At 40.7% G+C, this 19,732-nt stretch carries 18 protein-coding genes and 4 tRNA genes; 17 read left to right on the top strand and 5 right to left on the bottom strand.

Features of this window, described 5'->3' with window-relative positions; translation table 11 throughout:
- Window positions 1–18: 18 nt before the first annotated feature.
- From KO525_RS17130 to cmoA, 5 genes are all read right to left on the bottom strand, one after another.
- Window positions 19–750 carry a DUF3108 domain-containing protein gene (locus KO525_RS17130; protein WP_215965053.1) on the bottom strand — a complete coding sequence of 244 codons (732 nt, stop codon included), beginning with the start codon at window positions 748–750 and terminating at the stop codon, window positions 19–21.
- Window positions 743–1,423, bottom strand: a complete 681-nt coding sequence (gene purN, locus KO525_RS17125) for a phosphoribosylglycinamide formyltransferase (protein ID WP_215965052.1) — start codon at window positions 1,421–1,423, stop codon at window positions 743–745. Before purN ends, KO525_RS17130 begins: the two co-directional genes overlap by 8 nt.
- Window positions 1,424–2,467, bottom strand: coding sequence for a phosphoribosylformylglycinamidine cyclo-ligase (gene purM, locus KO525_RS17120; protein ID WP_215965051.1), 1,044 nt, complete (start codon window positions 2,465–2,467; stop codon window positions 1,424–1,426).
- Between the two features lie 133 nt (window positions 2,468–2,600).
- Complete coding sequence (gene cmoB / locus KO525_RS17115; protein ID WP_215965050.1) at window positions 2,601–3,569, bottom strand: tRNA 5-methoxyuridine(34)/uridine 5-oxyacetic acid(34) synthase CmoB; 969 nt, start codon at window positions 3,567–3,569, stop codon at window positions 2,601–2,603.
- 13 nt (window positions 3,570–3,582) lie between these two features.
- Entirely contained in the window at window positions 3,583–4,308 is a 726-nt protein-coding gene (gene cmoA / locus KO525_RS17110; protein ID WP_215965049.1) for a carboxy-S-adenosyl-L-methionine synthase CmoA, read from the bottom strand.
- A 130-nt stretch (window positions 4,309–4,438) separates the two neighbouring features.
- Between cmoA and KO525_RS17105 the strand changes: the two genes are divergently transcribed.
- The 17 genes from KO525_RS17105 to KO525_RS17025 all read left to right on the top strand — a co-directional run bounded on the left by KO525_RS17105 (window position 4,439) and on the right by KO525_RS17025 (window position 19,369).
- The gene (locus KO525_RS17105; RefSeq protein WP_215965048.1) at window positions 4,439–7,264 is read left to right on the top strand and encodes a transporter substrate-binding domain-containing protein; all 2,826 of its coding nucleotides are present in this window, start codon (window positions 4,439–4,441) and stop codon (window positions 7,262–7,264) included.
- A gap of 117 nt (window positions 7,265–7,381) precedes the next feature.
- On the top strand, window positions 7,382–9,142 hold the full coding sequence (aspS, locus tag KO525_RS17100) for an aspartate--tRNA ligase (RefSeq protein ID WP_215965047.1): 1,761 nt from the start codon (window positions 7,382–7,384) through the stop codon (window positions 9,140–9,142).
- A gap of 157 nt (window positions 9,143–9,299) precedes the next feature.
- Window positions 9,300–9,824, top strand: a complete 525-nt coding sequence (gene ruvC / locus KO525_RS17095) for a crossover junction endodeoxyribonuclease RuvC (protein ID WP_215965046.1) — start codon at window positions 9,300–9,302, stop codon at window positions 9,822–9,824.
- A gap of 77 nt (window positions 9,825–9,901) precedes the next feature.
- Window positions 9,902–10,510, top strand: coding sequence for a Holliday junction branch migration protein RuvA (gene ruvA / locus KO525_RS17090; protein WP_215965045.1), 609 nt, complete (start codon window positions 9,902–9,904; stop codon window positions 10,508–10,510).
- 8 nt (window positions 10,511–10,518) lie between these two features.
- Window positions 10,519–11,526, top strand: a complete 1,008-nt coding sequence (ruvB, locus tag KO525_RS17085) for a Holliday junction branch migration DNA helicase RuvB (protein ID WP_215965044.1) — start codon at window positions 10,519–10,521, stop codon at window positions 11,524–11,526.
- A 488-nt stretch (window positions 11,527–12,014) separates the two neighbouring features.
- Complete coding sequence (ybgC, locus tag KO525_RS17080; RefSeq protein WP_215965043.1) at window positions 12,015–12,413, top strand: tol-pal system-associated acyl-CoA thioesterase; 399 nt, start codon at window positions 12,015–12,017, stop codon at window positions 12,411–12,413.
- Complete coding sequence (gene tolQ / locus KO525_RS17075; RefSeq protein WP_215965042.1) at window positions 12,403–13,092, top strand: protein TolQ; 690 nt, start codon at window positions 12,403–12,405, stop codon at window positions 13,090–13,092. The genes ybgC and tolQ overlap by 11 nt, the downstream gene beginning before the upstream one ends.
- Window positions 13,093–13,524, top strand: a complete 432-nt coding sequence (gene tolR, locus KO525_RS17070; RefSeq protein ID WP_370661060.1) for a protein TolR — start codon at window positions 13,093–13,095, stop codon at window positions 13,522–13,524.
- Entirely contained in the window at window positions 13,524–14,468 is a 945-nt protein-coding gene (tolA, locus tag KO525_RS17065; RefSeq protein ID WP_215965041.1) for a cell envelope integrity protein TolA, read from the top strand. Before tolR ends, tolA begins: the two co-directional genes overlap by 1 nt.
- On the top strand, window positions 14,469–15,824 hold the full coding sequence (tolB, locus tag KO525_RS17060) for a Tol-Pal system beta propeller repeat protein TolB (RefSeq protein ID WP_215965040.1): 1,356 nt from the start codon (window positions 14,469–14,471) through the stop codon (window positions 15,822–15,824).
- Window positions 15,825–15,859: 35 nt separating this feature from the next.
- The gene (pal, locus tag KO525_RS17055; RefSeq protein WP_215965039.1) at window positions 15,860–16,423 is read left to right on the top strand and encodes a peptidoglycan-associated lipoprotein Pal; all 564 of its coding nucleotides are present in this window, start codon (window positions 15,860–15,862) and stop codon (window positions 16,421–16,423) included.
- A gap of 18 nt (window positions 16,424–16,441) precedes the next feature.
- Window positions 16,442–17,185, top strand: a complete 744-nt coding sequence (gene ybgF / locus KO525_RS17050) for a tol-pal system protein YbgF (RefSeq protein ID WP_215965038.1) — start codon at window positions 16,442–16,444, stop codon at window positions 17,183–17,185.
- Window positions 17,186–17,350: 165 nt separating this feature from the next.
- Window positions 17,351–17,426: transfer RNA gene (locus tag KO525_RS17045), tRNA-Lys, on the top strand.
- A 21-nt stretch (window positions 17,427–17,447) separates the two neighbouring features.
- Window positions 17,448–17,523, top strand: a tRNA-Lys gene (locus tag KO525_RS17040).
- Window positions 17,524–17,548: 25 nt separating this feature from the next.
- A tRNA-Lys gene (locus KO525_RS17035) sits at window positions 17,549–17,624 on the top strand.
- Window positions 17,625–18,120: 496 nt separating this feature from the next.
- The gene (gene nadA, locus KO525_RS17030; protein WP_215965037.1) at window positions 18,121–19,176 is read left to right on the top strand and encodes a quinolinate synthase NadA; all 1,056 of its coding nucleotides are present in this window, start codon (window positions 18,121–18,123) and stop codon (window positions 19,174–19,176) included.
- A 103-nt stretch (window positions 19,177–19,279) separates the two neighbouring features.
- Window positions 19,280–19,369, top strand: a tRNA-Ser gene (locus tag KO525_RS17025).
- Window positions 19,370–19,732: the final 363 nt, after the last annotated feature.

The raw sequence follows: 19,732 nt of genomic DNA, 5'->3' as shown, positions 1-19,732 counted from the left end.
TGGTGGTGCGATGTAGACTTAGTGTTGAGTATATTGACTTATCACTAAGTCATATTGCTCTACACCTTTTTTCATTCTCCACATACGGGCAAGGGTATAGTTTAGCTCTGGAACAAACCAGGCATGCTGGGCATAAAACTTTTGCTTGTCGTAAACTCTAGCGACTTTAACTGCGTTAAATCGACCTAAGCCAGTGCTAATAATTTCGTGTCCGATGACTTCTAATTTATAGGTTCTTAGCGTTCCGCGATTTGAAATTAAGCTATATTCAAAAGCCGTTTTACCTGCAATCAGGTCTGCTTGAATTTGTACATGCAGTGACATTTCGTCTAACCAACCATCTTCCCATTTATCTGGAGATTCTTTTGCTTCAGGTTTAACGATGAGATCTTTATTTTGACGAAATTCGATTGTCAGCTCTTTGTCTGAACCTGTGCCACTGCGTTCGTAAGAATAAGACAGCGGTGAAACTTTACCGTCTACATAATTGAAGATACTTAACTCTGAACGACGGTCTGAAAATATTAACCATTCAATGTTGCTTGTCAGCTCTATCGAAAAGTTATTGTCGCCAAGGGACGTCATAATGCGACTCCCTTGACCAAGTTTATCACCTTGACGATACATATCGTAAATAGCCGTAAAGGGCTTAATCGTATTGTCATCAGGTAATTCGGCGGCTGCAATTGCCGTGGTAAATAATCCTAATAACAAACTTGTTATCGCCAAGTTGTAAACTCGCTTAATCATCAAAAGCATATCCTTGAATTGGGAGCCGTTCATTATCTAAATAGGCACCATCAGTTGCCATTTTCAATCGGTCTTCACACATCCATTTAACCACCATAGGATAGATTAAATGTTCTTGAACATGGACTCGTTGTGCCAAGTCGTCGGCATCGTCGTCACTAAACACAGGAACCTTAGCTTGCAAGATAACTGGCCCACCGTCGAGCTCTTCCGTAACAAAATGCACACTACAACCATGTTCTTCATCACCTGCGTCAATAGCTCTTTGGTGCGTATTTAAGCCTTGATATTTAGGTAATAAAGATGGGTGGATATTGATCAGTTTCCCTTTATAGTGCTCTACAAAGTTTGCCGTTAATATCCGCATAAAACCGGCCAGTACAACAACTTGTGGTTGGTATTGGTCAATGACTTCGACTAACGCTTGATCATATAGTTCCCGAGATTCGAAATCTTTATGACTTACAACATGCGTATTAATGTTAGTTTGCGCTGCACGGACGAGTCCGTAAGCATCTGCTTTATTACTAATCACGGCATTTATGTGGCCGTCGATTTTGTTTTGCAAACAAGCGTCGATTATGGCTTGAAGATTACTGCCACTGCCAGATATTAATACAACAATTGACGGTGCTGACGCATCAGCACCGGTAGTAGATTGAGTTGATGACATTTAAATACCTGAAATCTCAACTTGCTCTTCATTATCGTTTGCAGAAGCAATTGATCCGATGTGCCATGCTTTTTCGCCAGCAGCAGTTAATATGTCAATACTGTTCGCTAGGTCGGCTTCGTCAACTGCGATGATCATGCCAACACCACAGTTAAAGGTACGATACATTTCATGTGTTTCGATGTTGCCATTATCTTGCAACCAGTTAAACACGGCTGGCCACTGCCACGAATCACCATCAATTACAGCTTTAGTTTGCGTCGGAAGTACGCGAGGAATATTTTCCCAGAATCCACCACCTGTGATGTGCGAAAGCGCATGAACATCAACGGTTTCTAATAATTTCAATACAGGTTTAACGTATATTTTAGTTGGGGCCATCAAATGGTCAGCTAAAGGTTTTCCTTCATATTCAGCGCTTAAGTCTGCTTTTGAAACTTCAATGACTTTACGAATTAAAGAATAACCATTTGAATGAGGACCAGAAGAACCTAAGGCAATAAGTTGATCACCAGGTTTAACTTTGGTGCCGTCAATGACTTTAGCCTTTTCTACCACACCAACACAGAAGCCCGCGAGATCATAATCATCACCTTCGTACATACCTGGCATTTCAGCTGTTTCGCCGCCAATCAATGCACAGTTTGACATGACACAACCGTCTGCAATACCACTTACAACATCGGCAGCCACATCTACATTAAGTTTACCCGTGGCGTAGTAATCAAGGAAAAACAGAGGCTCTGCGCCTTGTACGATCAAGTCATTCACACACATCGCAACTAAGTCGATACCAACGGTGTCGTGTTTTTTAAGATCAATCGCTAAACGTAATTTTGTGCCAACGCCGTCATTACCCGCTACAAGAAGGGGCTCATCGTAACCTTTAGGAATTTGACATAAACCACCAAATCCACCCAAACCACCCATAACTTCTGGACGAGTCGTACGTTTTACCGCACCTTTAATACGTTCAACTAACAGGTTACCTGCATCGATATCTACACCTGCGTCTTTGTAGCTAAGAGATTGATTGTCGCTCAATGTTGTTTCCTCAAAATGGAGTGAAGCAATTTGGTGATGTTTTGTACACTAAATTGTATATAGACTATTGCGCGGGATTTTATACCAAAACCGCGCAAGTTATAAGATAAAATGGCCAAATAGCCCTCAATTTTTACGCATTGGCGATAAAAATTGCCCGTTTAGGGGCTGGATAGCCTTCAATTGTTTTTGTAGGGTCACTCGGATCGAGGAAATCTTCGAGAGACTCAGTGTCGATCCAATCTGTTTTTCTTTGTTCATCTAAGGTTGTTTGGTCAATATTAACCAAACGAATATTACTAAACCCAACTTTCTTTAGCCACAATTCTAATGCACTGGCGCTTGGGATAAACCAAACATTACGCATTTTTGCATATCGGTCTTCTGGAACTAAAACAGTTGTTTCGTCACCATCGACGATAAGTGTTTCTAAAACAAGTTCACCACCTTTGACTAATTGATTTTTAAGCTGTTGCAAAAAGTCCATAGGTGACTTGCGGTGATACAATACGCCCATTGAGAATACGGTATCAAAACCTTTTATTGCTGGAAGATCATCTATGCCAAGCGGTAGAAGGTTTACGTCTTTATCTTGAATGAAGTGTTGTACAGCCCAAAACTGAGCAAGAAATAGTTGAGTCGGATCTATGCCCACCACAAATTTAGCGCCAGCACCGCGCATACGCCACAAATGGTAGCCACTCCCGCAACCAACATCTAATACGTATCGGTCTGTTAGATCACTTATAAAAGGGGCTAGTCGATGCCATTTAAAATCACTGCGCCATTCCGTATCGACATTTATGCCGTGTAATTGATATGGCCCTTTGCGCCATGGCTTCAATTGCATTAAGTGATGAGTTGTTTTTTTCTTTAAACCATCATTCATTGTTGCAGCCGATCCAACTGAAACAGAATTGACTAAGTCGACCTGACTTGGCTCAACAGGGGGCAACAAATCAATGTTTTTAACCCAATCTTTAAATTCACCATGAAGGGCATTTTTGTACCAGTGATTTATTTGCGCCGGCAATATCTCTAACCAAGGTGCTAATCGGTTGCCCGCAATTTGTTGGTAAAACGAATTAAATAGTTGGGTCATGGTAGCGTTCCGGTTAGGCTTTAATGGCAATAAAAGAAGCAAAATTAAAACATTGGTACCAGATTGATTGGCTAGTAAATCCAGCTTGTTGCAACCTAGTGATGTGGGTCTGTTCGGTATCAATTTTCATTACATTTTCAATGGCAGAGCGTTTTTGACTGATCTCAAGTTCGCTATATCCGTTTGCTCGCTTAAAATCCAAATGCAGATTATTGATTGCGTCATGTATTTTGCTGTCATCCCATTTTAGTTTTTCAGACATTACAAACGCGCCACAGGGTAATAAGGCATTATGTATTTTTGATAATACTACTGAACGTAATTCCGGTTCGATAAACTGCAGTGTAAAATTCATCACGACAAATGAGCAGGGTTGTAGCTCTACTTCAAGTATATCGGCTAGATCAACAATGACTTCTACATCTGATTTATACGCTTTTATATTATTTCGGCAACGTTCGACCATAGGCACAGAGTTATCTAATGCGATGATTTTGCAATTGGGTTTGTCGATATACTTACGCATCGATAAGGTTGCTGCACCCAATGAACAGCCAAGGTCATAGACTGCACTATTGGGTTGTTGGAATTGTTGGGCAAGCTTACCAATAGCGCTCACCATAGTGGAATAGCCTGGTACACTGCGTTGTATCATGTCAGGGAAAACTTCAACGACGGACTCGTCAAATGTGAAATCTTTAACCTTGTTTAAACTGTCTGCGTATAGGTTGTCGCGCATCGAAAAATCTTTTATGCCGTGGAAATTGCCGCATTTTAACTTAAAAATCACATAGCCTAAAGAAAATGTGATTGCCGAATTGTAAAGAAACGTTCTACACTGAGCTTAATAATAATTTAATTAGGTTCGCATGACTCGAATTCGCTTTCTTTTTTCCTTTCTATTATTGATGATGTGGACATCTTTGGTATTAGCGACCCCGCTAATTGTTAAACCTGAAAAAATTAAGGTTGCCGTAGCCAACAATATTGTCCCTTACCAATTCTCTGATGAAAAAAATCAGCCTGTTGGCTACGTTATCGATTTTTGGCGTTTATGGCAGGAAAAAACCGGAATAGAAGTCGAATTTGTCACCTCCAGTTGGCCGAATACATTAAAAAATGTAAAAAATGGGAATGCAGATGTCCACGGAGCGCTGGGACAAAATGCTGAACGTGAAGCAACGTTTACTTTTAGCGGTAATATTTACACTTCGGCGCTTAGTATTTATATCCACCGAGATCTAATTGGTCTTTCTAGTATTAATGATGTGGTCCCGTACCGCATTGGTATTTTAAAAGACTCAGTATTTGAATCCATTTTAATCGACAAAAATCCCGACCTAAATTTTCGTTTCTATGACTCCCGTGAAGCCATGTTGAGTGGTATTCAAAGGGAGGAAGTCAAAACGTTTGTGACTTTTGATTATTACACGTTTAGTGACGCTGGTTATGCCTCCCTAAATCAGCTTTACCCTGCATATAAGAGGATCAGTGTAGGTGCAGTCGACGCATCTTATGCCGTCACTAAGTTGAACGAATATCTGTTGCCGTTTGTCGACGCAGGTATCGCCCAAATAACAGCAAAGGAGCGCGGTTCACTTGATCAGAAATGGTTTGGTACGTCGAATGTTAACGCGGCTCTTCGACTTGGTTTTACAACGGGCAATGAACCATATATGAGTATTACGCCTAATGGTGAGGCAACCGGATTGTTTGTCGACCTGTGGCGTAAATGGGCAGAAAAAACCAAGACTGAAGTTGAGTTTATGCCTAATTCAATGGATTTGTCGTTACAAGCTTTGCAAGAAGGCAAGTCAAATGTCCATATTGCCTACCCTGAGAGCCAGATAGTAAATACCGGATTACCACGAGCATTACACCTTTATTCTGTATTCTCGAATCTATTTGTCAGTGGGCTGTATGACCCTAAAAAAGGGTTGTCGCAGTTGGATGGAAAAAAAATAGGTTTGTTTAAAAGCGCTCCTTATAAAACTGAATTCCAAAAGCGATTTCCTAAAGTTGATGTTGTGTGGCTTGAGTCGTTAGACGCCGGGATAACCATGGCGATGAATAATGAAATTTTGGGATTTATTTCAGCCAACCAAGTTGCTCACGTGCGGTTAGTTCAGAATAATGTTGAGAATAAGTTTTCAGTTATAAAAGACGTTACATACGAAGCAAAAATTTACTCTATAGTTAACGACGAAAATCGAGCACTAATCCAAAAAATCCAAGCGGGATTTGACTTAATAACACTTGAAGAAAAAATAGAGATTGAAAGTCGCTGGATAAGGGAAGAAAGCGATCAGTATTTTCAAAGTAGAAAACATCGCGTTTCTATAACCGATGATGAAAAACATTGGGTTAAAATGGTGCCTGAACTTACGGTCGGCATGGTAAAGGATTGGTTCCCTTACGAATTTATTGATGACGAGGGAAATCCGCAGGGGATAAGCATTGATATATTTAAAATTGCGACAGAGCTAACTGGGCAGCACTATAAATTTGTTGTGTTTGACAGATGGGGTGACTTAATGACGTCATTCCGTTCTGGTAAAATCGATATGGTGGCCAATATAACGGCAAGTGAAAGTCGCAGTAAGTTTGCGGATTTTACCTCTAGTTATTGGCAAACACCTTGGTCAATTACTACCCATAAGTCCCAGGAAAACGTCGACTCGATTGAGAAGTTCTATGGTAAGCGCATTGCGTTAATCGAGGGATATCAGATGATAAAAGAATTAAGCGAGCGATATCCGCAAGTAATCATCCAAGTCGTCGAAAGCTTTGACGAAGCGCTCACCTTATTAAAAGCGGGGGTTATTGACGGCGTATTAGACAACATGTTGGTGTCTGCCGGTTACTTGCAGGAAAACAATCTTTATCAATTTAAGATCCATGTCATCGAAGATCTTCCATACGATATTTCAAATATTGGCGTCCGCCAGGATCTAAAACAACAATTGCGAATGATGGAAAAAATTGTCAGTTCAATTACCGACAAAGACCGGGAGAAAATAATTACTCGTTGGTCAAAAATTGATGTTGTACAGGGAATAAATTCAAAAATATACCTCCGTAATGTTATTGCGTTTATCTTCATTGCGACGGTCGTAATTGCCAGTGTATTGTTTTGGAATCGACGATTGCAAAATGAAATCAAACTTAGAATTACCGCAGAAACAAAATTAAAGCATTTGGCTTCACACGACCTAATGACCGGACTGCCAAATCGGGCGTTATTTAATGACAGATTAAATCAGGCCATTGTCAGCCATCGGAGAAACAACAAAGTGCTGGCTGTGATGTTTGTTGACCTCGACGGTTTTAAACAAGTTAATGACACTTTTGGGCACGATGTCGGTGACGAGTTATTAATAATGGTATCTGATAGATTGCGGGTTGTTGGCAGGGCGTCGGATACAGTGGCGCGTATTGGTGGTGACGAATTTGTTATTTTAGTGACCGACTTAGATGATACGGCACAGGCAAGTAAAGTAGCAGAAAAAATTATTACGGACTTTGTCCGTCCATTTGATTTGTCCGCTTCAATTATTAATGTTGGTGCTTCTATCGGTGTCGCTTGTTTTCCTGAGCATGGCGAAACCGTTGATGAATTGCTTAAAGGTGCCGATGACGCTATGTATGTCGTTAAAGATACTGGTAAAAACAGCTATCATTTTGCCACACGCTAAAACTCACATCTTATTTTGTTAAAGCGGTGACTTTAGCGTTCAAATCCTTATAATGTCCGCCATTTCCGCTAAGTTAAACTGCTTAGCGCGGTTATTATTTTAGAAATAGGATTTGCAATGCGTTCTCATTATTGTGGCGAGTTAAATAAAAGTTTAGTTGACCAAAATGTTACTCTTTGTGGTTGGGTGAATAAGCGCCGTGACCTTGGTGGTTTGATCTTCATCGACTTACGTGACCGTGAAGGTATTGTGCAAGCAGTTATCGACCCTGATGAAACTGCTATTTTTGAAAGTGCAAATAAACTACGTAACGAGTTTTGCATCAAATTGTCTGGTGTTGTACGTGCACGTCCAGAAAGCCAAGCTAATAAAGATATGGCGACTGGTGAAGTTGAATTGTACGTTAAAGATTTAGAAATTCTTAATGCTTCTGCACCAGTGCCTTTAGATTTCAATCAAGATAACTCTGAAGAACAACGTTTAAAATATCGCTACTTAGATTTACGTCGCCCAGTGATGAATCAACGTCTTCAGTTCCGCTCAAAAGTTACCAGTGCTGTTCGCAGATATTTAGACGACGCCGGTTTCTTGGATATGGAAACCCCAATACTTACTAAAGCAACGCCAGAGGGCGCTCGTGATTATTTGGTGCCAAGCCGAACTCATAAAGGTCAATTTTTTGCGTTGCCGCAATCCCCGCAGTTATTTAAACAGTTGTTAATGGTTGCTGGTTTTGACCGTTATTATCAAATCGTTAAATGTTTCCGTGATGAAGATTTACGTGCCGACCGTCAACCAGAATTTACTCAAATCGATATTGAAACCACCTTTATGTCTGGCGAAGACGTAATGGCAATGGCTGAAGGCATGGTACGTTCAGTATTTAGCGAGTTGCTTAACGTTGAGTTAGGTGACTTTCCAACCATGACCTATTTGGAAGCGATGACACGTTTTGGTTCAGATAAACCTGACCTTCGTAACCCATTAGAAATGGTTGACGTAGCCGATATCATGAAAGATGTCGACTTTAAAGTTTTTGCCGGTCCAGCCAACGATCCTAAGGGACGTGTTGCGGTAATTAAAGTGCCAGGCGGTGCTTCAATGACACGTAAAAACATTGACGGTTATACCGAATTTGTTGGTAAATACGGAGCAAAAGGTCTGGCTTGGATTAAAGTTAATGACTTAGAAGCTGGCTTAGCAGGCTTACAATCACCAATTCTTAAGTTTTTAAATGAAGAAGTGGTTAATGCTATTTTGGCTCGAACTGGCGCTCAAACGGGTGATATTTTATTATTTGGTTCTGATAGCTACAAAGTGGTAACCGATGCACTTGGTGCACTTAGATTGAAAGTTGGTACTGACTTAGATCTCGTTGAAGACAAGTGGGCACCTTTATGGGTTGTTGACTTCCCAATGTTTGAAGAACTTGAAGGCGGTGCATTAACTCCGCTTCACCATCCATTCACTGCACCAAGCAACATGACACCAGCTGAACTTGCTGCCGATCCAGCTGGCGCATTGTCAGACGCATATGACATGGTTCTTAATGGTTGTGAATTAGGTGGTGGCTCGGTTCGTATCCACAAACAAGATATGCAATCTGAGGTCTTTAGAATTCTTGGTATTGGTGAAGAGGAAGCGCAGGAGAAATTTGGTTTCTTGTTAGACGCATTACAATTTGGCGCGCCACCACATGCTGGTTTAGCATTCGGTCTTGACCGTATGTTAATGTTGATGGTTGGGGCTGACTCAATTCGTGATGTTATGGCTTTCCCGAAAACAACAACGGCGGCATGTCCGTTGACTGCAGCACCAGGCTTTGCCAACCCTGATGCGCTAAAAGATCTTGGAATAGAAATAGTAAAACAAAACTAAACTTGTTTTATTAGCCATATAAAGAAGGCCCGAAACCTTAGGTATTCGGGCTTTTTTGTGTTTAAGTAGTTAATGAATCAAGGCCGTCTTTACTTCAAATAAGTGGTAAGGCTAAGCATTAGATCAGTAGAAGTTGAATTTTTATGGCGCGAACGTTATGGCACTAATTTTAGGGATTGATCCCGGTTCTCGGATCACGGGCTACGGCCTAGTCGACCATGTAGGTTCTAAATTCAGTTACGTAGGAAGTGGTTGTATTCGGACCCCCGATACTTGTTTAGCGGATAAGCTCGACACAATATTTTCTGGGATCAGCGAAATCATCTTACAATATAAGCCTGATAACTTTGCCATTGAGCAAGTGTTTATGGCTCATAACCCAGATTCAGCACTCAAGCTGGGTCAAGCACGTGGCAGCGCGATAGTTGCGGCGTCACAGGCAAAATTGCCTGTATTTGAATACTCCGCAAGACAAATAAAACAAGCCGTAGTTGGCAGTGGAGCTGCAGATAAAAGCCAAGTTCAGCATATGGTTCAACAGATTTTAAAACTAACGGGAAAACCTCAGGCCGATGCAGCCGATGCATTAGCCGTAGCAATATGCCATGGCAACACAAATCAAAGTTTGATAAACATGGCTGGTGTAGCGAAAAAAACCGTCAGAGGTCGCCTAAGGCGATAAATTTTAAGCTAGGGCTTTCAACTGTATGGATAACTGGGTATATTTACAGTAATTGAAGGTAAATATAAAAGTTAACTATGATTGGAAGACTCACTGGCATCGTTGCCGACAAACAAGCCCCTGACGTATTAATTGACGTTAACGGTGTAGGCTATGAAGTGCAATTACCGCTAACAAGCTTTTATGAATTGCCTGAAGAAGGCGTTCAAGCGACTATTTATACCCACTTTGTGGTTCGAGAAGACGCTCAGTTGTTATACGGATTTAGCTCTAAGCAAGAGCGCAGTTTATTTAGATTATTGATTAAAGCTAATGGTGTAGGTCCTAAGTTAGGACTCACTATACTTTCGGGGCTTACCGCAGAACAGTTTGTAACTTGTGTTGAACAGGATGATGTGACGACATTAGTTAAATTGCCTGGCGTTGGTAAAAAAACAGCGGAACGATTATTGATTGAAATGCGAGATCGGATCCAGGCACTTAACCTCGCACCAGAATTTAGACCGCTTGAACCTATAATGACCGGTTCGGTGATGAAAAAAGCAAACGAATTTGACGATGCTGTCTCCGCACTGGTCTCCCTTGGGTACAGTTCCCAACAAGCCAATAAAGCAGTAAAATTGATTTTCAAAGACGGCGACGATTCAGAAACCCTGATCCGTTTAGCCTTAAAAAACATGCTGTAGAGTGAATAATGATTGAAGCAGATAGATTAGTCGGCGCAATTGAAACCCGCGAAGACGAAGTGATAGACCGTGCAATACGTCCAAAGTTATTAGCAGACTACCGTGGTCAACCGCATGTTAAAGAACAGATGGAAATATTCATCCAGGCCGCAAAAAATCGGCAGGAAGCTCTCGACCATTTGCTTATTTTTGGACCTCCGGGACTGGGTAAAACCACCTTAGCCAACATAGTCGCAAACGAAATGGAAGTCAGCATTAAAACTACATCAGGTCCGGTTTTAGAAAAAGCTGGAGACCTCGCAGCATTGTTGACTAATCTCGAAGAAAACGACGTTTTGTTTATTGACGAAATCCACCGACTTAGTCCTGTTGTTGAAGAAGTTTTATACCCTGCAATGGAAGATTATCAGCTTGATATTATGATTGGCGAAGGTCCTGCTGCCCGGTCAATTAAGCTGGATCTACCGCCGTTTACTTTAATTGGCGCGACAACGCGTGCCGGAGCGCTTACATCACCTCTTCGTGACCGATTTGGCATTGTACAACGCCTCGAGTTTTATAAAGTTGAAGATCTTGCTTTTATTATTGAGCGCTCAGCCAATGTGTTAAATATGGAAATGACCACAGATGCGGCATTAGAAATCGCTCGACGTGCCCGTGGAACGCCTCGGATAGCAAACCGCTTACTGCGAAGAGTTAGAGATTATGCAGATGTCAAAAGCGAAGGGCGGTTAGATCAAGATATAGCCAAACAAGCACTTAATATGGTTAATGTAGACAGCGAAGGTTTTGACTTTATGGATAAAAAAATGCTGATTACTATGATCGAAAAGTTTGACGGCGGTCCGGTTGGTTTAGATAATATTGCTGCTGCAATAGGCGAAGAACGGGAAACGATTGAAGATGTCATTGAACCTTACTTAATTCAACAAGGCTTTTTGCAACGTACGCCGCGCGGTCGAATTGCGTCACCAAGGGCTTATCAGCATTTAGGTTATGACTATAACCAAGAATAAATTGCTAATATGACGAGCAGCATGGGTTCATGAATGCTGTCAGTCCTTAAATTAAGGCAAAAAAAAACCCGTTCAAATTGAACGGGCAAAATATAAAGGAGGAATAAATTCCAGGGAACATGAATAGGAGAAGTTTACAAAATTCGATAACTTCACATCTGAACGACACAACCCGTCCAGAAGATGTGCGTATATTAATTATCTAGAGCAATTACTTCAAACTAAAAAAATTGATATTTCGGATTAGAATTACTAATCTGATTTTTGCTGTGTTCATACAAATATGACGTTAATATTAAATTTAGACCGGCTGAGCCTTTTTATTTGTAGCGCGTGTGGCGATTTGTTTTTTTATTGAACGATACAAAAATAAGTAATGTCAAAATTATTTCACCAAATAAAAATGCAACTTTATGCAGAGTTTTTACTCTACAGAGGGGATAATCGGCTTATTATTCATCGGACGTGCATAAACATGAGGGAGTGAAGTGTTTAAATTACCTATCCGAATTTATTATGAAGACACAGACGCAGGTGGTATCGTTTACCACGCAAACTATTTAAAGTTCTGTGAAAGAGGTAGAACTGAGTATTTAAGGCATTTGGGTATTGAACAAGACGAATATCTTAAGCAGAATATAGCCTTTGTCGTAAAGTCCATGCAAATTGACTTTAAAGTCGCCGCAAAATTTAATGATGAAGTTGTGGTACTAACAGAAATAAAACAAATTAAACGCGCTAGTGTTGAATTTATTCAAACAATTATAAATAACAAAGAGCAATCTGTTTTTACTGCAGATGTACAGGTTGCTTGTATTGATCTGACGAAGATGAAGCCTAAGGCTATCCCGTCAGACATTTTAGAGGTTTTAGAAAGTGCAAGCTGATATTAGTTTTTGGGGATTGTTTTGGGAAGCCAGCTTTATTGTTAAGTTGGTAATGTTAACGCTGTTGGGATTGTCGATAGCGTCGTGGGCGCTTATTTTCCAACGTCGAAAAGTCCTTGCGGATGCAGAAATAAATACAAAAAAGTTTGAAGACAAATTTTGGTCGGGTGTTGATTTAAGCCGTTTATATAGCGAAATGACCGCGAGACAAAATGTTGATGGCTTAGAAGCATTGTTTAAAGATGGATTTAAAGAGTTTGCTCGCCTAAAGAAGAACAGTGTCAGTTCTGCTCAAGTATATATGGACGGAACCCACAGAGCCATGCGTGTTCGCTTATCTCGTGAAGTGGAGCAACTGGAAAGTCATCTTAGTTTTTTGGCGACGGTTGGTTCAATTAGCCCATATATTGGGTTGTTTGGTACGGTTTGGGGGATCATGAATGCTTTCCTAGCCCTTGGTCAAGTTCAACAAGCAACACTAAGCATGGTAGCACCTGGTATTGCAGAGGCTCTTATCGCAACCGCGATGGGGTTATTTGCAGCTATCCCTTCGGTTCTAGCCTATAACAGCTTTGCCCGTCGAGTCGAAATTCTTGAAACGAGCTATGTTAACTTCTGTGAAGAGTTTGCCAACATTTTGCATCGTCAAGTTACTGCTAACGTGAGCACAACCCTTTAAATGTCGATGCAATATAACAAACGAAAACGAAAGCCAGTCGCTGAGATCAATGTTGTTCCTTACATTGATGTTATGCTGGTATTGCTTATTATCTTCATGGTTACCGCGCCTTTGGTTACGCAGGGCGTGAAAGTCGATTTACCACAAGCGTCTGCTGAACCATTAGAAGATGAATCTAAACCACCGATGATCGCCTCGATTAACGATAAAGGGGAATACTTTTTATCGACCGGCGGCGAGCCTTCAGAAGATCCGATGTCAGCAACAGACCTTGCTGTCTTGGTGGCCGCGCAATTGCAGATTGACCCAGAAACTCCAGTAATCGTTAAAGCTGATCGTAAAATTGCATACAACTATGTGATAGAACTTATGGTCTTATTACAACGAGCTGGCGCACCTTCTGTTGGGCTTATGACGGAGCCAAAAGAGTGATGAGTCAGTCAACATCGTTAGTCCATTTAGTAAAGTCTTTTGGTATTCATATCGTATTTGGAACGATCTTGGTCGCCAGTTTCAGTTTTGAAGCACCAAAAGAAACCCCAGATGACTCTCCAGAAATTTCAACTATCGACGCTGTTGTTATCGACCAAACGTCGTTAGATCAGCAAGTGAAACGTATTCAAAAAGAGAAAGCGGATAAAAAAGCCGCGGAAGAAAAGCGGGTACGTGAACTCGAAAAACGTGCCGAGCAAGCTAAGCGAGATCTTAAAGACTTGGATAAGCAGAAAAAAGACAGTAAAAAAGCTGCGGAAGACGCCAAGAAAAAAGCTAAATTAGAAAAAGAAAAAGCAAGAAAAGAACAAGCGAAAGCAGACAAAGCCAAAAAAGAACGTGTTGAACGTGAAAAAGAGGCGGCAAAAGCAAATCAAGCAGCAGCAGAAGCTAAGCGTAAAAAAGAGCGTGAACAAAAAGCGCTTAAAGATGCAGAGCAAAAGCGTAAAGCTGAAGCTGAACGTCTGGAAAAAGAAAGGCTAGAAAAAGAACGAAAAGAAAAAGAAGCCAAAGCGTTAGCCGCGGAACAAGCTATTCAGGAAAAAATGTTGCAAGAACAATTGCAACAAGAGCAAGCAATTCGTAATAAAGCGCGACAAAAAGTTGTACTTACAGAGGTCAACAAGTATAAAGCGCTTATTACCTCGAAAATTAAACAAAAACTCATTGTGGATGAGAGTATGAGAGGTAAATCATGCCTTCTTAATATTAGATTGGCATCAAGCGGCTTAGTTATTAAAGTAACTGTGCTATCTGGGGAAACCTCTATTTGTGAGGCGGCCCAGCGAGCAGTATTAAAAGCCGACACGTTACCTGTATCAAAAGAAGACGATGTCTATCAACAATTAAAAGACATCAATTTAACTGTAAAACCGGAGCTGTAAATGAGTCGTAAACTGTTTTTAATTTTAGGTTTGACGTTGTTGGCGTTCTCTCAAACGTCCAAAGCCGCCCTAGAAATAGTAATTACAGAAGGAATCGATACTGCTCGTCCAATAGCAGTAGTGCCATTTAAGTATGAAGGTACAGCTGAAATTCCGTTGAATATTTCTGAAATCATCGCAGCGGACTTAATGCGCAGTGGTAAATTTAAGCCTTTATTAATTGATCAAATGCCGCAGTTGCCAAAAAATGATGGTGAAGTGGATTATTCGTCTTGGACAGCCGAAGGTGTTGAAGCGATATTGGTCGGTGAAATTATTGATAACGCGCTTGATCGTTTCACCGTTAGTTTTGAATTAATTGATGTACTTCGTGGTCAAATTACAGGCGGTGCAGTACAAGTTTTACAAAATGGTCGTTTGGTAGAAACAAAAGATCATATTATGGATAGCCGTCAAGTTGTTATCAGTACTGGCCAGTTCCGCCGTTACGCACATCGCATTAGTGATATCGCTTATGAGAAATTAACCGGCGAGCGCGGCGCATTTTTAACACGTATAGCATATGTCACAATTAATCATGAGGACGAGAGTTACCCATACAAACTAATTGTAGCTGACTACGATGGTGCGAATGAACAAATTTTACTTCGTTCTAAAGAGCCGTTAATGTCACCATCTTGGTCACCAGATGGCGCTAAGCTTGCGTATGTTACGTTTGAGAACGATCGTTCGCAGATTTACATCCAGGATATTTATACGGGGAAACGTCAATTAGTCACCTCATATGACGGTATTAATGGTGCACCACAATGGGGGCCGTTGGGTAAACGTTTAGCATTAGTTTTGTCGAAAGACGGCAATCCTGAACTTTATGTGCTAGAACTAGCAAATAAAACCTTGACGAGATTGACACGACATCGCAGTATCGACACCGAGCCTAGTTGGTCTCCAGATGGTAAATTTATCGTTTTCAGTTCAGAACGGGGTGGAAATGCGCAACTTTATAGCGTAAATTTGGCGACTAAACGAGTTAAACGTTTAACATTTGAGGGTGAAATGAACCTTGGTGGTTCGATTACCCCAAATGGAAAAGAGTTGGTTTTAGTTAACAGGACACAGGGTAAATACCATATCGCTAAACAAGAATTGGCGACGGGTAACTTTCAAGTCCTGACAACAACTCGATTAGATGAAAGTCCGAGCATTGCACCAAACGGTTCAATGATTATTTATAGCACCATGCATGGCAATGGGCAGGTATTGGCATTAGTGTCGATAGACGGACGATTTAAAGCAAGATTACCGGCTGCGAACGGACAAGTTAAGTCTCCGGCGTGGTCACCATTTTTTAAATAATTAATTAACGTATTACAAAAAAAGGATACTAAATAATGCAATTTAGCAAAATTACTAAAGGTTTATTAATCGCTATTCCAGCTTTAGTATTAACTGCATGTGGTTCTACTTCAGAAGAAGAACTTCAAGGTGCAGCGCAACAAACTAATGGTCAGCAAGCACAGTCTGCACAAACAGAATCTATGGCCGCTGAAACAAACAATATTGAAGTTGCTACTGTTGAAAAAGCGTTAACGCCAGCAGAAGTACAACAGCAAAAATTTGCAGCATTAATGCAAACACAAACAATCTATTTTGATTATGACCGTTCAAAGGTTGATGCAAAATATCTTGAGTTGTTGCAAGCACATGCTGACTACCTAATTAAAAACCCTTCTGCAAAAGTGAAAGTTGAAGGTCACTGTGACGAACGTGGTACTCCTGAGTACAACATCGCTCTTGGCGAACGTCGTGGTAAAGCGGTAGCACAATACCTACAAAGCTTAGGTGTTTCAGCAATGCAGATCTCTACTGTTTCTTACGGTGAAGAGAAGCCAATTGATTTAAGCCGTACAACTGAAGGTTTTGCTAAAAACCGTCGTGCTGAATTAGTTTACTAATCTTCCATTTGGATGCATATGAGATTCTCGCTTATAGCGTTGATGATTGTGAACGGAGCAGCCTTAGCGGCTGCTCCTGTTTCTGATCTTTCATCGAGTTCTACTACCTCTAGTCAAATCGAACAACTGCAACGTCTGATTCAGGCGCGTGGTGCTTCGCAAGTTGCCTTACAGCAACAGCTAAATGAATTGCAAGAGGAAGTCAGTGAACTTAGAGGGATAACAGAAACTCACAGCCATAAACTTGAACAAATAGTGGATCGACAACGAGAGCTTTATCTTGAAATCGAAAGACGTTTATCTTCTGTTCAGGCAATTGAACCCCAGGTTGAGGAAACAGTAAACGATACTGCTGACTCAAATGAAGTGTCTTATGGCGGTACTTTAGGCGAAAATGAAGCCTACGACCAAGCTGTAAACTTGATCTTAAAAGAACGTCGTTATGACGACGCAATTCCTGAGTTTCAATCCTTTATAAAAACATTCCCAAATTCTATCTATATTGCCAATGCGCATTATTGGTTGGGTCAGTTATTATTTAATAAAGCGAAGTATGACGAGGCAAAAGTACATTTTGACAAAGTCATTCGTTCATTCCCTGATTCTAATAAGCGCAGTGACGCACTATTGAAGCAAGGAACAGTTTATCAAAAGCTGGATAATAATAGTGAAGCTAAAAAGCTGTTTGAACAGGTTATTAGTGAATACCCAGATTCAAACGCAGCAGGCTTAGCAAAGTCTAGATTGACGAGTTTAAATTAGATAAGTATGTTTTTTAACGCTTTCGTACGATATTTGTCCGAAAGCGTCTAAAATCAAAAATTATTGATAAAATAACTTGCACCAGACTTTTAAATAAGTATTATATGCGCCCGCGGCAAGGGGGAAGATACTTCCTTTCGAGACGCAGTTTTAACAGAATATAGTGGGTCATTAGCTCAGTTGGTAGAGCAGTTGACTTTTAATCAATTGGTCGATGGTTCGAATCCATCATGACCCACCACTTATTCTGACTTGTTTTGATGGGTCATTAGCTCAGTTGGTAGAGCAGTTGACTTTTAATCAATTGGTCGATGGTTCGAATCCATCATGACCCACCATCAAACAAGCACTCCAATTTTAAGTGGGTCATTAGCTCAGTTGGTAGAGCAGTTGACTTTTAATCAATTGGTCGATGGTTCGAATCCATCATGACCCACCACTTAAAACCTCCCTTTATTACATCAAAACTAAATCCTTATAAATATTGCACTTGTCATGATTGGACGAGAACCATCGATTTGGTTCGACAAAAATGTTTGGAATATTTTTGAACTGCTTTAGCAGGCCCGAAGGGCGTAAGACAGGATGTCTGAAGTCATCCTAAATCATGAACCACCACTTAAAACCTCCCTTTATTACATCAAAACTAAATCCTTATAAATATTGCACTTGTCATGATTGGATGAAAATCATCGATATGGTTCTTCTATTTTGGATTAGAAACTCAATTAAGCTTCTAACTATAATTAGAAAGGCATTGAAATTTACATTGCAGTAGACGCTGTTCAGGCTTCTGTAAACTTTTAGTCGATAAACAAAAAGTTGCAGAAATATGTTATTTGCATTTTGCACAGTGTTCACTTTGCCAATTGAGTGACATTAGAACTCAGTCCTGTATAATTATTCGAAGATTTTTTAGCTTAAATAAATTAGATATGAGCCTAGCAAAAGCCGTTAAACAAGATTACCCATTTCCTGCAAAACCAATACCTCTTAATGATAGCGAGCAACAAGCTTATAAAGATCGCATCAAGCAGTTATTGATTGAAAAAAATGCAGTACTTGTCGCCCATTATTATACCGATCCTGAAATTCAAGCTCTTGCCGAAGAAACCGGCGGTTGTGTTGCCGATTCATTGGAAATGGCACGTTTTGGCAATCAGCACGAAGCAAAAACCTTATTGGTCGCTGGCGTTAAATTTATGGGCGAAACGGCAAAAATCCTAACCCCAGAAAAAACAGTGTTGATGCCAACATTAGAAGCGACTTGTTCTTTAGATTTGGGGTGTCCTGTTGACCGTTTCTCTGCGTTTTGTGACGCTCATCCTGACCATACAGTCGTTGTTTATGCAAATACCTCTGCGGCGGTTAAAGCACGTGCCGATTGGGTTGTAACATCGAGTATCGCACTTGAAGTTATTGACCACCTAGAGGCTGAAGGTAAACCAATCATTTGGGGGCCTGATCGCCATTTGGGCAGTTATATCAATAATCAAACCGGCGCTAATATGCTGTTGTGGGATGGGGAATGTATCGTTCACGACGAATTTTCGTCAAAAGCGTTAGCCGATCTTAAAAATGTATATCCTGACGCTGCGATATTAGTTCACCCAGAATCGCCAGCATCTGTTGTTGCGATGGCAGACGCCGTCGGATCTACATCACAGTTAATCAAATCTTCTACAGAAATGAGCAATGATACTTTTATTGTCGCGACTGATCGTGGCATTTTTTATAAGATGCAACAAGCTAACCCAGGCAAGACGTTTATAGAAGCTCCAACGGCTGGTAACGGCGCAACATGTAAAAGTTGTGCACACTGTCCGTGGATGGCAATGAACGGTCTTAAAGCGTTAGAGGAAGCATTGGTTAACGTTGTCGGTCACGAAGTTTTTGTCGATGAAACATTAGCTGAAAAAGCGATGATCCCACTGACTAGAATGCTCAATTTTGCCGCTGACAACAAAGTAAAAGTTAAAGGTAACGCTTAGCCTATTCGGTTGAATTATCACCAACTAGCAGGTGGTATCAATAAATAGGCTTGCAGAAAGCCGCGTAATTCAATAGTATGGCGCGGCTTTAAAAAAGCAATGCGGAGAGGTGGCTGAGTGGCTGAAGGCGCACGCCTGGAAAGTGTGTTTAGGGTAAAACCTAACGAGGGTTCGAATCCCTCTCTCTCCGCCATTATTTAGAAAACCCGTTAATCGAGAGATTAACGGGTTTTTGCTTTCTGAAGATAAAATAATCTAAAACCAAGCATATTTGAGTTTGTGCAACTCGCCATAACAACTCCTAGATTTTCTTAAATCTTAGCCTGCGCTTCATTTTCGATATTCTGTAGAAAGTATTTGACTGACTGGTCGCTGATGTTCTAGTTCCAGTTCTGAAACGAACACCGGTTTAGAATCACCGGGTATTATCACCGTTCTTTATGCCTAAACGAGTGACTCAACTAATTTACTGTCCACTAATTTTCGATGTTATATGTCAACAACAATGATGTAATTTCGCCAATTACATAAAGCTGTTTGGAGCGGAGAAAATACA

Source organism: Psychrosphaera sp. B3R10 (assembly GCF_018861025.1).
Lineage (GTDB): Bacteria > Pseudomonadota > Gammaproteobacteria > Enterobacterales > Alteromonadaceae > Psychrosphaera > Psychrosphaera algicola.
The sequence above is the reverse complement of the archived record's forward strand: the minus strand, read 5'-3'. Positions and strand labels throughout refer to the sequence as shown.

Excerpts from the sequence above, each read along its gene's own strand:
- ybgF (WP_215965038.1), top strand. The coding sequence starts at position 16,442 with ATGAGATTCTCGCTTATAGCGTTGATGATTGTGAACGGAGCAGCCTTA.
- KO525_RS17105 (WP_215965048.1), top strand. The coding sequence starts at position 4,439 with ATGACTCGAATTCGCTTTCTTTTTTCCTTTCTATTATTGATGATGTGG.
- aspS (WP_215965047.1), top strand. The coding sequence starts at position 7,382 with ATGCGTTCTCATTATTGTGGCGAGTTAAATAAAAGTTTAGTTGACCAA.
- ruvA (WP_215965045.1), top strand. The coding sequence starts at position 9,902 with ATGATTGGAAGACTCACTGGCATCGTTGCCGACAAACAAGCCCCTGAC.
- pal (WP_215965039.1), top strand. The coding sequence starts at position 15,860 with ATGCAATTTAGCAAAATTACTAAAGGTTTATTAATCGCTATTCCAGCT.
- KO525_RS17130 (WP_215965053.1), bottom strand. The coding sequence starts at position 750 with ATGATTAAGCGAGTTTACAACTTGGCGATAACAAGTTTGTTATTAGGA.
- ruvC (WP_215965046.1), top strand. The coding sequence starts at position 9,300 with ATGGCACTAATTTTAGGGATTGATCCCGGTTCTCGGATCACGGGCTAC.
- cmoB (WP_215965050.1), bottom strand. The coding sequence starts at position 3,569 with ATGACCCAACTATTTAATTCGTTTTACCAACAAATTGCGGGCAACCGA.
- tolB (WP_215965040.1), top strand. The coding sequence starts at position 14,469 with ATGAGTCGTAAACTGTTTTTAATTTTAGGTTTGACGTTGTTGGCGTTC.
- tolA (WP_215965041.1), top strand. The coding sequence starts at position 13,524 with ATGAGTCAGTCAACATCGTTAGTCCATTTAGTAAAGTCTTTTGGTATT.
- nadA (WP_215965037.1), top strand. The coding sequence starts at position 18,121 with ATGAGCCTAGCAAAAGCCGTTAAACAAGATTACCCATTTCCTGCAAAA.
- cmoA (WP_215965049.1), bottom strand. The coding sequence starts at position 4,308 with ATGCGCGACAACCTATACGCAGACAGTTTAAACAAGGTTAAAGATTTC.
- purN (WP_215965052.1), bottom strand. The coding sequence starts at position 1,423 with ATGTCATCAACTCAATCTACTACCGGTGCTGATGCGTCAGCACCGTCA.
- ruvB (WP_215965044.1), top strand. The coding sequence starts at position 10,519 with ATGATTGAAGCAGATAGATTAGTCGGCGCAATTGAAACCCGCGAAGAC.
- tolR (WP_370661060.1), top strand. The coding sequence starts at position 13,093 with ATGTCGATGCAATATAACAAACGAAAACGAAAGCCAGTCGCTGAGATC.